We start from the raw sequence: 12,889 nt of genomic DNA on the forward strand, positions 1-12,889 counted from the left end.
GGGGCGAATGAGCAACGAATGAACGCGTGTACGTTGAGGTACGTGCGTGTGGTCGAGTTCGGAGTCCTGGGGTCGGTGGCGGCCTGGGACGAGACCAGGGAGCCGATCGCCCTGAAGGGTCCGAGGCATCGTGCGGTGCTGGCCCGCCTCCTCATCGCCCGCCGTGGGGTCGTGCCCGTTCCCCGCCTGGTGGAGGACCTGTGGCAGGGGGACCCGCCGGCGGATGCCGTGGGTACCGTCCGGACCTTCGTCGCCGGGCTGCGGCGCGCTCTGGAACCCGAGCGGCCGCGCCGGACCCCGTCCCGCCTCCTCGTCACCGAAGGCCCCGGCTACGCGCTGCGCGCCGACCCCGCCCACGTCGACGCCCGGCGGTTCGAGCACGCCGTCGCCGCCGCGGCGGACCTGCCTCCCGCGCAGGCGGTGCCCCGGCTGACCGAGGCTCTGGAGCTGTGGCGCGGACCCGCCTACGCCGACTTCGCCGAGGAGCGCTGGGCGCGCGCGGAACGCTCCCGGCTCGCCGAGCTCCGGCTGACCGCCGTCGAACGCAGGGCCGAGGGCCGGCTCGCCCTCGGCGCCGCGGCCGACGCGGCAGCGGACCTCGACGCCCACGTGGCCGAGCACCCCTGGCGGGAGGACGCCTGGCAGCTGCTCGCCCTCGCCCTGTACCGCTCCGGACGCCAGGCCGACGCCCTGTCCGTCCTGCGGCGCGCCCGACAGTTGCTGCGTGAGCACCTCGGTGTGGAGCCGGGCCCCCGGCTCAGCCGCACCGAGCAGGACATCCTGCGGCACGCCGACCACCTGGACCCGGGCCCCTCGGACCCGGCCGCACAGGTCTGGGAGCAGGCCTCCGCGTCGTACGCGAGCATGGTCCCCCCGCGGGCACGCACCCGCCTGGAATCGACCGCGGGGCTGATGCGCGACCTCGCCGTCACCGGGGGCGGCGGCCTGGAAGCGGCACGGCGGCACCGCGCGGCGGCCGTGGCGGCGGCGGAGCAGCTGGGCGATCCGGAGCTGACGGCACGGGTCATCGGCGTCTACGACGTCCCCGCCGTCTGGACCCGTTCCGACGACCCCGCCCAGGCCGACCGGCTGGTGGGTGCGGCGGAACGCACCCTGCTCCTCCTGCCACCGGGCGCACCCGAGGCGGCAAGGGCACGGCTCCTGGCCACCGTGGCGGTGGAGTCCCGCGGCACCCTCCCCGAGGGGACACGCGCCCTTCAGGCGGCCCACCGGGCCGTCGAGAGCGCACGTCGGCTCAAAGACGCCGACCTGCTCGTCTTCGCCCTCAACGGCCTGTTCATGCAGACCTTCGAACGAGCCGGACTCGCCACCCGGCGGGCGGAGATCGGCGCGGAGATCACCGAAGTGGCCGGCCGGCACGGCCTGTTCACCTACGAGGTCCTCGGCCACCTGATCCGGCTCCAAGCACACTGCGCCACCGCCGACTTCACGGCGGCGGACCGGCACGCGGCCGCCGCCGACGCGCTCGCCGAACGGCACGAGCTGCCTCTCGTCGCCGTCTTCACCACGTGGTACCGCGCCCTGCGCACCGCGACGACAGAGCCTCCGCGGCTCGGCGAGTCCGCGTACCGGGCGGCCGCCAAGTCCCTGGAGGGCGCCGGAATGCCCGGCCTGGAGCAGGGGTTGCTCCCCCTCGCCCTGCTGTGCCTGCGGCTGCACCACGGCCTTCCCGTCACCGCCGACCCGCACACCGACTGGGGCCCCTACGAGCCGTGGGTGCGCCCCCTGTTGCTGCTCGCCGATGGGCGCGACCAGGACGCCGTACGCCTGTTGGCTTCCGTGCCTTCCCCGCCCGGGGACCTCCTGCACGAGGCCCTGTGGAGCCTCCTCGCCCGCGCGGCGATCCAGGTGGACGACCGTCCGCTGATGCGGCGCGCCCAGCGCGCGCTCGAACCCGCCAGGGGCGAACTCGCGGGCGCCGCAAGCGGCTTGCTCACCGCCGGTCCTGTCGCGGACCACCTGGACGCGCTGGCCGCGGCGCTCGCACCGCACGCCTCTTGACCTCGGCCGGAGCAGCGGCTAACGTTCCGGCGTTTGCCAGTGATTGAAACGATTCAATACCTTGGGGCGTCCACATGCATGAAGCCAACCCGCAGCGCGACGGCATATCCCGACGCGTGGTCCTGGCCGCCGGACTGACCGCGGGCGCCGCCGTGGCGCTCGGGGCGGGGGCCCCGTCAGCGGTGGCGGGGACGGGAGCGGCCGCCGAATGGTTCGCGGCCCCCGCCCGCTCGGTACGGCCCCGGTTCCGCTGGTGGTGGCCGGACGGTCTCGTGGACCCGGACGAGATCGCCCGCGAGATCGACCAGATCGCGGACGCGGGCTTCGGCGGTGTGGAGATCGCCGCCGTCCACCACAGCATCAAGGACAAGTCGGTCCTGGACACCGCACACCACGGCTGGGGGAGCAGACCCTGGCGGGACGGCGTCGAGGCCGCGCTGCGCCGCGCGGCGAGACGGGGACTCACCGTCGACCTCACCCTCGGCCCCAGCTGGCCCGTGGCCGTCCCCGGGCTCACGCCCGACGACGACGCCGCCGCCAAGGAACTCGCCCACGGCCGCGCCCCGTTGACCGGCGGCAGCACCTACCAGGGGCCCGTCCCGCCACCCGTCCACGCCGCGGCCGCGGGGGTGACCCGTCAGCAGCTCCTCGCCGTACAGGCCGCCCGGGTCGAGCCCGCCCACTCGACCCGCAAGGAGACCGGCCTCGACCCGGACAGCGTCCAGGACCTCACCGCGACCGTCACCGACGGCACGCTGACCTGGACCGCGCCCGAGGGCGGGGACTGGGTGCTCATCTCCTACTGGGTGCGTGGTTCGGGCCAGCAGCCCGAGTCCGGCCCGCACTCCGCCCCGGCCGCCTACGCCGTCGACCACTTCAGCCCGGCCGGCACCACCGCGGTCACCTCCTACTGGCAGGACCACCTGCTGACCCCCTCCGTGCGGCGCCTGTTGCGAGCCGCAGGGGGTTCTTTCTTCGAGGACTCCGTGGAGCTGGAGACCGACGGCCTGACCTGGACACCCCTGCTGCCCGAGGCCTTCGAGAAGCACACCGGACGGCCGCTGCTGCCGTACCTGCCCGCCCTCGTCCTGGACAACAGCAACCAGGTCTTCGCCTTCGAGGCCCAGTTCACCCGCCAGATCCGGCACGACTTCTGGGAGACCGTCTCCGGCCTCTTCAACCGCAACCACCTGACGGCCCTGCGGGACTGGGCGCACACCCTCGGCATGACCCTGCGCTCGCAGCCCTACGGCCTCCAGACGGACGCCATCGCCTCGGCCGCGATCCTCGACATCCCCGAGGGCGAGTCCCTCGGCTTCAAGAACCTGGACGACTACCGCTGCCTGGCCGGCGGCCGGGACATGGCCGGGCGAAGGATCCTGTCCTGCGAGGCGGGCGCCTACAACGGATCCGCGTACAGCACGACCTGGGACCGCTTCCTGCGCACCATGGGCGGCGCCTACGCGGCCGGCGTCAACCAGACCGTCGTGCACGGCTTCTCCTACGCCACCGCCCCCGGGGTGAACTGGCCGGGATTCGCCGCCTTCAGCCCGTACAACGGCACCGCCGGGTACGGCGAGTCGTGGGGCCCGCGCCAGCCCACCTGGCGGCACGTCCAGGACATCTCCGGATACCTGGGCCGCGTCCACCAGGTGCTGCAGACCGGTACCGCCAGAGCGGACGTCGCCGTGTTCCGGCAGACCGGCTACACCGCCACCGGAATCGGCGCCTCCTGGTTCACGGCGACCGGCGTCCCGCTCGGCTGGACCCACCAGTTCCTCAGCGGACCCCTCCTCGACCTGCCCTCCGCGACCGTCTCGGACGGCCGGCTCGCCCCCGACGGTCCCGCCTACAAGGCCCTGTTCGTCGAGGGCGACTTCTTCTACGGCTCCACCCCCACGCTCGCCGTCGAGGACGCCCGCAAGATCCTCGCCCTGGCCGAGGCGGGACTTCCCGTGGTCCTGTTCGGAGCCTTCGACCAGGCACTGACTCCCGGGGTCCCGGACCAGGGGGAGACGGACCGGCTGCGTGAGATCCTCGCCCGGCTGCTCACGCTGCCCCACGTCGTCCGGATCACCGACAAGGCCGCGGTCGGCGACGCCCTCGCCGGGCTCGGGGTGAGCGCCGACGTACGGCACGCCACCGCGTCCACGCTCCTCAACGCCCACCGTGTCACCGCCGACGCGGACTTCTACTACCTCTGCAACGGCAAGCACGCCGAGACGGTCAAGCCGCCCGTGGCCGCGATCGACCACGACATCACCCTGCGCCGTACCCACGGCGGCAGGACCGTGCCGTATCTGCTCGATCCCTGGACGGGGGAGGCGGTCCGGCTCGCGCGCTACACCGAGGACGGGGCCGACATCACCCTGCGGGTCACGCTCCAGCCGGGGCAGACGACGATCGTCGCCCTGGGACGGCCGGGGCTGTTCGGCGACCTCCATGGCAACAGCGCGCACGCCGAGGCGACCGACGCCGACGCGGTGCTGTTCACCGAGCGAGGGCTGACCCTGCGTGCCCGCACCGCCGGTACCTGGACCACCCGCCTGTCCCGGGGCCGAACCGCCACCACCAGGACCCCCGCAGTGCCCGCGCCGATCACACCGGACCGCTGGGAACTGGAGGTCGAGGACTGGTACCCGGGCTCGGACGCCACCCGGACCGAACACGTCCGGCGCGGCGTCACCCTCGAGACGCTGCGGCCCTGGTCGCAGATCCCCGAACTGGCCGACTCCGCGGGCATCGGTCGGTACCGCACCACGGTCACCCTGCCGGCCGACTGGACGCCTTCCCACGGCGCCGAGTTGGAGCTGGGGCAGGTCAGCGACACCTTCCGGGTGAGCGTCAACGGCAGGCGCCTGCCCGCGGCCGACCGGCTCCACCCCGTCGTCGACCTCGGCCCCTTCCTGCGGCGCGGCGAGAACACGATCGAGATCGAGGTGGCGACCCCGCTCATCAACCGGCTCAGGGTCGCGCAGCCCACGGTGTTCGGCGGGGTCGCCCGCCAGGACCACGGTCTGGTGGGCCCGGTGAGACTCGTGCCGTATGTGCAGGCGGTCGTGCGCTGACCGACGAAGAGCGCGCCCGTCCCGTGCCGGGCGCGCTCTCGTTACGCGGGAAGCCCGCAGTACAGGAACAGCTGCGGTTCCGTGGTGCTTTCGGGATGGTCCGGGGTGAACTCCACGGCCTGCTCGTGCTCCACGGCCAGACCCGCGTCACGCACCACGGCCACCACGTCCTCCGCGGCGAAACTCGTGGCCCGGACAGGCTGGCCCATGAACTCGACCGCCAGGTCCTCCACATCCACGGGAACGGTGGCGAGCACCAGGCTCCCGCCCGGCCGCAGGGCCCGCGCCAGCCGCCCCAGCACCTCCGACTGCTCCGCCCGGGACATCTGCAGCAGCGAGAAGTACACGCACACCGCGTCGAACGACTCCTTCTCCAGCGGCAGTTCACGGATGTCCGCGTGGCGGAACTCGGCCTGCGGCACCTGCCGGCCGGCCAGGTCGACCATGACGGGAGAGACGTCCACTCCCAGCACCTCGTGACCCGCGGCCACCAGCGTCGACGCCGTGGGACGGCCGGTTCCGCTGCCGACGTCCAGGACCCGGCTCCCGGGGCCGAGCCTCCCGAGCAGCCACTCCAGGGACGCCAGGTGAGCCTCGGAACGCGCGAACGCCTTCTCGTACGTCAGCCCCAGCGCGTCGAAGACCGCTGCTGCCCGCTGCCCTTTGTCTGCCACGACCTGCTCCCCCCTCGCGGTGTCCGGGCATCGTAGCCCGGCAGTGCCCGACGCCGGCACGGCTTGCGGACGAAAGCCGAGGCGGGCAGGGTTCGACCGTGGCCACCCTGCTGATCGTGCATCACACGCCCTCGCCCAACTGCCAGGCGATGTTCGAAGCCGTCGTCTCCGGTGCGACGGCGCCGGAGATCGAGGGCGTCCGTGTCGTACGCCGCGCGGCCCTGTCCGCCACGGCCTCGGACGTGCTGGAGGCGGACGGCTACCTGCTCGGCACCCCGGCCAACCTCGGGTACATGTCCGGAGCCCTCAAGCACTTCTTCGACCAGGTCTACTACCCCTGCCTCGACGAGACGCGCGGCCGCCCGTTCGGCGTCTACGTGCACGGGGGCAACGACGTCACCGGAGCCCTGCGCGGCATCGAGTCGATCACGACGGGTCTCGGCTGGCGCAGTGCGGCCGAACCGGTGACCGTCACCGGTGAACCGGCCAAGGCCGACATCGAGGCGTGCTGGGAGCTGGGGGCGACGGTCGCGGCAGGACTGATGACCTAGGTGTCGCGGAGGGCGCCTTCCGTGGTGCCGCCCGGTGTGATCAGGCCGCTCTCGTAGGCGAGGACCACCGCCTGGACACGGTCGCGCAGGTCCAGCTTCGAAAGGATCCGGCCGATGTGTGTCTTCACCGTCGTCGGACTGAGGAACAGCCGCTCCGCGAGTTCGGCGTTGCTGAGCCCCGTCGCCAGCAGCCGCAGCACCTCCAGCTCACGCGGCGTCAGCCCGGACAGGTCCCGGTGCAGGTCGGCCGATGGGGCGGCCTCCTCGCGCCGGGCGAAGCGCTCGATCAGGCGGCGGGTGATCGTGGGCGCCAGCAGGGCGTCGCCGGACCGCACCAGCCGTATCGCGGCCACCAGATGCTCGGGTGTGACGTCCTTGAGGAGGAAGCCACTGGCCCCTGCGGTGAGCGCGGCGTAGACGTAGTGGTCGAGGTCGTACGTGGTCAGGATGATCACCCGGATCTCGCCCGCGGTGTCGTCGGCGAGGATCCGCCGGGTGGCCTCGATGCCGTCCATGCCCGGCATCCGGATGTCCATGAGGACGACGTCGGGGCGGGTACGCCGGACCGCGGCAACCGCCTCCGCCCCGTCCGCCGCCTCCGCCGTCACCTCGATGCCGTCCGCGGTCAGGATCATCCCGAACCCGGTCCGTACGAGGGCCTGGTCGTCGGCGATGACGGCCCGCAGCCTGTCGCCGTTCACACCGTCAGCCAACGCAGCCACTCCCTGCCCCTGCCGTTCGCCGAAGCCACCCCGAACTGTCGTCGCTCACACCGTCCGCCACGGCACCTCAGCTCTGATCCGGAAGCCCCCGGCGAGAGTCGGGCCGGCCGTCAGTGCGCCACCGTAGACCGCGAGGCGCTCCCGCAGACCGATCAGCCCGCGGCCGTTCCCGTCCACGGGCACCCCGTCGCGGACTCCGCCGGTGTCCATGACCTCGATCTCCAACCGGTCACCCGACCAGCCGACGGTGACGACGGCCTCGGCGCCGGGCGCGTGCTTGATGGTGTTGGTCAGCGCCTCCTGGACCACTCGGTACGCCGTGAGGTCCACACCGGGTGGCAGCGGTTCCGGGGGCAGCGAAACCGCGACGCCGACCGGTGTCCCGGCGGCCCGCACACGGTCGATCAGCGAGTCCAACTGCCCGAGGCCCGGCTGCGGTTCGAGGCCGTCGGCGGGGGAGTCCGGGCGGCCGGTGTCCGGCGCGGCCAACAGGCCCATCACATGCCGGAGTTCGGCCATCGCGGCCCGGCCCCCGGCCTCGACCGCGAGCAGTGCCTCCTTGGACCGCTCCGGGGCCGCGTCCATGACCTTGCGCGCGGCGCCCGCCTGAATGACCATCACGCTCACATTGTGGGTCACGACGTCGTGCAACTCGGCGGCGATCCGGGCCCGTTCCTCCTCCACGGCCCTGCGTGTCGTCTCCTCGTGCGCCCGCTCCAGCGCGGCGAACCGGTCCCGGCTGGCCGCGAGGCGCCGCCGCCCGACCCGGACCACGCTGGCCACCACCCCCGCCACCAGCAGCACCACCCCGGGACTCGACCAGCCGGGCAGTACCGGCTGCGTCGACCGGAAGGCCACGCCGGCGAGGACGGCGGCGGCGACGAGGCCGGCCATGGCTCCCGCCCGGTGCCGGCTGTGCATCACCGCGCTGTAGGTGCCGATGACGCAGGTAAGAACGTTGATCCAGGAGGCGTCGTCGCCGATGGCCAGCCCCGCGCAGAGCACCACGGCGAACACGGTCAGCGGAAACCGCCGCCGTGCCGCCAGCGGCAGTGCGGACAGCACGATCAGTCCCCAGGGCGGTGAGGAGACCGGCGGCTCGATCCGCCCGCCCGGAAGAACGGGAGGCCGGGGCGGAACCGGCGCCCCGTACTCCATCTTCGACACCTGCACCGGCCCGTCACCGGGATAACGCGACGCCACCACCAGCGCGACCACCGTCAGCAGCACGGCCAGCAGCACGTCGAAGCACACCGACCGCCGTGACAGCTCAGCGCCCTTCACCTCCGGCCGCAGTGCGACACGCACCTGCCGACGCCATCCCCGCAGGTACTCCGTCTCCATACGGACATTGTCGTGGTCCCCGGGCCCGTGCCGCGTCCGTCCGCATGACCAGCGTCCCCTCCGCCGGGCGTACTCCGCAGGGATGACCCCGCCCGTGCGTCCTCCGCACGGAGGGCCGCATCTCGGTGCTCCGGCCGACGCGCCCGAGACCCTTCGTTCCATACCTTCGCCACGCCGACAAGGACACGACCCGACGACCGACAGGACGGGCACCTCCCATGACCGCAGTGATCGAACTGAAGGGCGTGGCCAAGCGCTACGACAACGCCGGCGCACCCGCGCTCGGACCGCTCGACCTCTCCGTCGCCCAGGGTGAGGCCCTCGCCGTGACCGGCCCCTCCGGCAGCGGCAAGTCCACGCTGCTGAACCTCGTCGCGGGCCTCGACAAGCCGACCGAGGGCACCGTGACCGTCGCCGGGCAGCAGGTCGACCGGCTCGGCGAGCACGCCCTGGCCCGGTTCCGCCGTGAACGGATCGGCATGGTCTTCCAGTTCTTCAACCTCCTCGACGACCTCACCGTCCTGGACAACATCCAGCTTCCCGCCCAGCTCACCGGAAGCTCACGGCGCAAGACGGAGGCCCGGGCGAAGGAGCTCATGGAGGTCCTGGGCATCCAGAAGCACGCCCGCGCCTACCCGGGCCGCCTCTCCGGCGGCGAACGCCAACGCGTCGCCGTCGCCCGGTCGTTGGTGAACCGGCCCGCACTGCTGCTCGCCGACGAACCGACCGGCGCCCTCGACAGCGCCTCGGGCCAGGACGTCCGGGACCTGCTGGTCGACCTGCACCGCGGCGGCCAGACCATCGTGCTCGTCACCCACGACCCGGCCCTGGCCGAGGCCTGCGCGAGCCGCACCGTCCACCTCGTCGACGGCCATGTCGCCCTCGACTCCCGCGCGGAGGCCGTGCGATGACCGGACCACTCCTGCGTGTCGTCCGCTCCGGGGTGGGCCGGCGCCGTGTGCAGACCGTCGTCATCGCCATCGCCACGATGATGGCCGTGGCGGCCGCCGTGGTCGCGGGTTCCCTCATGGTCGTCTCGAACGCGCCCTTCGACCATGCTTTCGCCGAGCAGCGGGGCGCCCACCTCACCACCGAGTTCGACCCGGCCAAGGCGACCGCCGGACAACTCGCGGCCACCGGACAGCTGGACACCGTCACCGCGAGCGCGGGGCCGTACCCCTCCACGGTCGTCGAGGCGGCGGACTCGTCCGGCCGCCGGCCCCCGGCCATGACGCTGGTCGGACGCACCGGTCCGCACGCAGACGTGGACGACCTGGACCTCACGACCGGCCGGTGGGCGAGGAAACCGGGCGAGATCGTACTGAGCTCCTCCTACGAGGGTCCCGCCTTCAGGCTGGGCGACACCCTGACGGCCTCCGACACGACTCTCACGGTCGTCGGCTTCGCCACCTCGGCCAGCAAGACCGCCGACCTGTGGGCAACTCCCTCGCAGGTCAGGGCCCTTGCCTCCAAGGAACACCCCGTCACCAGCCAGATGCTCTACCGCTTCGACTCGGCGGGCTCGAAGGGCGACATCGCCGCCGACCGCAAGAAGCTCCTCGCCGCCGTCCCGGCCGGTGCGCTCCTCGGCACCCAGTCCTACCTCGACACCAAGCGCGCCGCCGACCAGGGCGCCGCCCCGACCATCCCGTTCCTCGTCGCCTTCGGGGTCCTCGGCATCGTCATGTCGGTGATCATCGTCGGCAGCGTCATCAGCGGCGCGGTCGGCACCAGCCTGCGCAGGATCGGCATCCTCAAGGCCATCGGCTTCACCCCGCGCGAAGTCGTCCGCGCCTATGTGGCCCAGGCGATCATCCCGGCAGCCGCGGGTATCGCGCTCGGAGTCGTCCTCGGCAACCTCCTGGCCGTACCGCTCCTCGACGACACCGAGCAGGCGTACGGCACGGCCACCCTGTCCGTGGCCTGGTGGGTGGATGTCGTGGTCCCCGCCGGCGCGCTGCTGGTCGTCGGGATCGCCGCCTTCGTCCCGGCGCTGCGGGCCGGGAGGCTGCGCACGGTCGAGGCCATCGCCGTGGGCCGGGCCCCGCGCACCGGACGCGGACAGTGGGCACACCGCGCGGCGGGACGGCTGCCGCTGCCCAGGGCGGTGACCTACGGTCTCGCCAGCCCCTTCGCGCATCCGGTCCGCACGCTCGCGATGCTGCTCGCCGTGGCGTTCGGCACGATCGCGGCGACCTTCGCCGTCGGCCTCACCTCCTCGCTGAACGAGGTCAGTTCGATACAGGACCCCGAGAACCGTTCCGCGGTCACCGTCTTCACCGGCGGGCCGAGCGTCGCGGGCGGCGAGCACGTCCCCGCACCCGGCACCACGGAGCCCGAGCCGGCCGACCCGGCACAGGTCAGCGCCGCCATCAAGGCACAGTCGGGCACCGCCTCGTACTACGGCATGGGCCAGCAGGACGCCACCGTGGCCGGGGTCTCCGGAGCCGTCCGGGCGACCCTCTACCAGGGCGACTCCAGTAGGGGCGGCTACGCCATGGTCTCCGGGCACTGGCTCGACGGCGCGGGCCAGGTCGTCGTGCCCGGCCAGTTCCTGGAGACCACCGGTACCGAGATCGGCGACACCGTACGCGTGACCGTCGGGAAGGAGACGGCCGTCCTGCGGATAGTCGGCGAGGCCTTCGGCAGCTCGGACGACGTGCTGGAGATCCAGGTGAACTCCGCGGACTTCCCCGCGACCAGGCCCCAGGTGTTCCTCGTCGACGTGAAACCGGGCGTCTCCGCCGTCGCGTACGCCGAGAAGCTCGCCGCGCGGATCGAGCCCCTCGGCGCCGACGCCCGGGCCAACACGCCGTCCGAGCAGGACAACTTCGTGCTCATCCTGAACACGATGGCCGCGCTCCTCACCCTGATGCTCGTGTCCGTCGCAGGCCTCGGCGTCCTCAACTCCGTCGTTCTGGACACCCGGGAGCGCGTCCACGACCTGGGCGTGTGCAAGGCGCTCGGCATGTCACCCCGGCAGACCGTGAGCCTCGTCCTCGCCTCGGTGGCCGGCATCGGCGTGCTCGGCGGTCTGGTCGGCGTCCCCGCCGGATACGCCCTGCACGGATTCGTGCTCCCGGTGATGGGACACGCGGCCGGCACCGGCCTGCCCAGGTCCGTCCTCGATGTCTACGACACCCCGCAACTGCTCCTGCTGGGCCTGGCCGGTCTCGTCATCGCCCTGCTGGGCGCGATGCTCCCGGCGGGCTGGGCGGCGAAGTCCCGCACGGCGACGGCCCTGCGCACGGAGTAGCTCTCACCCCTCTCGGCGCAGGCCGAGAACCAGGTCGCGGGGCAGGCCGTGGGTGTCGTGGAGGTACTCGTAGTCCTCCTTGCTCAGCGGCCCCCGGTACCGCGGCCCGGACAGCAGACGCAGGCCGCGCTCCAGCAGCCTGTCGAACCGGCGTTCCTCCTCCAGCAGCACGTCACGGACCAGCCCTGTCCCGCAGCTCGTACGGAAGTGGTCCAGCGTGTGCTGGAGGAGCTCCACCGGCAGGTCGGAGAGGGTGCGGGACGGGTCCTCGCGCCGCAGGGTGGTGAGCAGGCGGCGGACCACGCGCCGCAGGACGTAACCGCGGCCGGTGTTGGACGGCCGTACCCCGTCGCCGATCACGACGACACCGGAGCGCAGATGGTCGCTGACCAGACGCAGCGACGGCTCGTCGAGTTCCCACAGGGGAGGCAGCAGCCGCATCCATGGCTCGAACAGGTCGGTGTCGTAGACCGAGTCATGGCCCTGCAGGATGGTGACCAGGCGCTCCAGCCCCATGCCGGTGTCGACGCTCGGACGATCGAGGGGCTGGAGAGAGCCGTCCTCGAGGCGGCGGTACCGCATGACGACGTGGTTCCAGATCTCCACCCACCGCGGGTCCGTGGTGGGGGTGCCCTGAGGCGGGGTGACGCCGGTCCACACGAAGATCTCCGAGTCGGGGCCGCACGGGCCGACGGGCCCGTTGGACCACCAGTTGTCCTCCCGGGTGAGTTCCACGGGAACTCCCGACTCCTGCCAGGTGCGCAGCGATTCGAGATCGGGGCCCACCTGCTCGTCACCGCCGAAGACCGTGACGTGGAGCCTCTCCCGGGGGATGCCGAAACCGTCACGGAGCAGCTCGTAGCCCCAGCGCAGGCTCTGGGAGTGGCCGTAGTCGCCCAGCGACCACGAGCCGAGCATCTCGAACACCGTCAGATGGGTGGAGTCGCCGATCTCGTCGAGATCGGTGGTGCGCAGACAGCGCTGCACATTGACGAGGCGGCCACCCCGGGGGTGGGGGCGGCCCTCCAGATAGGGGGTGAGCGGGTGCATGCCCGAGGTGGTGAACAGCACCGGGTCCCCGGGCGGTGGCAGCAGTGTGCTGCCCGTGATCAGGTGGTGTCCGCGCTCGCGGTAGAAGTCGGTGAAGACGCGTACGGTCCGGTCCGTGTCCATGGCAGTGGTCCTTCGGTCTCGTGGGACCGGAAACGACCGCGGGAACAGACGGCGACCAGAGGTCCTGCACCGGCGATCC

At 72.5% G+C, this 12,889-nt stretch carries 9 protein-coding genes; 5 read left to right on the forward strand and 4 right to left on the reverse strand.

Going from position 1 to position 12,889, the window contains the following annotated elements; translation table 11 throughout:
* Positions 1-42 precede the first annotated feature (42 nt).
* A complete protein-coding gene (locus M2157_RS45010) occupies positions 43-2,022 on the forward strand; it encodes an AfsR/SARP family transcriptional regulator (protein WP_280868078.1) in 1,980 nt (659 codons plus the stop codon).
* 74 nt (positions 2,023-2,096) lie between these two features.
* On the forward strand, positions 2,097-5,090 hold the full coding sequence (locus M2157_RS45015) for a glycosyl hydrolase (protein ID WP_280868079.1): 2,994 nt from the start codon (positions 2,097-2,099) through the stop codon (positions 5,088-5,090).
* Positions 5,091-5,131: 41 nt separating this feature from the next.
* Here M2157_RS45015 and M2157_RS45020 read toward each other — a convergent pair whose 3' ends face one another.
* On the reverse strand, positions 5,132-5,764 hold the full coding sequence (locus tag M2157_RS45020) for a class I SAM-dependent methyltransferase (protein ID WP_280868080.1): 633 nt from the start codon (positions 5,762-5,764) through the stop codon (positions 5,132-5,134).
* Positions 5,765-5,862: 98 nt separating this feature from the next.
* Between M2157_RS45020 and M2157_RS45025 the strand changes: the two genes are divergently transcribed.
* Positions 5,863-6,315: an NAD(P)H-dependent oxidoreductase gene (locus tag M2157_RS45025; protein ID WP_280855356.1), complete on the forward strand. Its 453-nt coding sequence runs from the start codon at positions 5,863-5,865 to the stop codon at positions 6,313-6,315.
* Here M2157_RS45025 and M2157_RS45030 read toward each other — a convergent pair.
* Entirely contained in the window at positions 6,312-7,028 is a 717-nt protein-coding gene (locus M2157_RS45030) for a response regulator transcription factor (RefSeq protein WP_280868081.1), read from the reverse strand. The two genes, M2157_RS45025 and M2157_RS45030, sit on opposite strands and share 4 nt — an antisense overlap.
* 54 nt (positions 7,029-7,082) lie before the next feature.
* Positions 7,083-8,381 (reverse strand): histidine kinase, encoded by a 1,299-nt coding sequence (locus M2157_RS45035; RefSeq protein WP_280868082.1) that lies wholly within the window; start codon positions 8,379-8,381, stop codon positions 7,083-7,085.
* Between the two features lie 218 nt (positions 8,382-8,599).
* On the opposite strand from M2157_RS45035, the gene M2157_RS45040 reads away from it, so the two are divergent.
* Together M2157_RS45040 and M2157_RS45045 are read left to right on the forward strand one after the other, a co-directional pair.
* Positions 8,600-9,292 carry an ABC transporter ATP-binding protein gene (locus M2157_RS45040; RefSeq protein ID WP_280855352.1) on the forward strand — a complete coding sequence of 231 codons (693 nt, stop codon included), beginning with the start codon at positions 8,600-8,602 and terminating at the stop codon, positions 9,290-9,292.
* On the forward strand, positions 9,289-11,637 hold the full coding sequence (locus M2157_RS45045; RefSeq protein WP_280868083.1) for an ABC transporter permease: 2,349 nt from the start codon (positions 9,289-9,291) through the stop codon (positions 11,635-11,637). Before M2157_RS45040 ends, M2157_RS45045 begins: the two co-directional genes overlap by 4 nt.
* Before the next feature lie 3 nt (positions 11,638-11,640).
* On the opposite strand, the gene M2157_RS45050 is transcribed toward M2157_RS45045, so the two are convergent.
* The gene (locus M2157_RS45050; protein ID WP_280868084.1) at positions 11,641-12,810 is read right to left on the reverse strand and encodes an alanine--tRNA ligase-related protein; all 1,170 of its coding nucleotides are present in this window, start codon (positions 12,808-12,810) and stop codon (positions 11,641-11,643) included.
* Positions 12,811-12,889 lie beyond the last annotated feature (79 nt).

The sequence above is a fragment of the Streptomyces sp. SAI-127 genome, assembly GCF_029894425.1.
Lineage (GTDB): Bacteria > Actinomycetota > Actinomycetes > Streptomycetales > Streptomycetaceae > Streptomyces.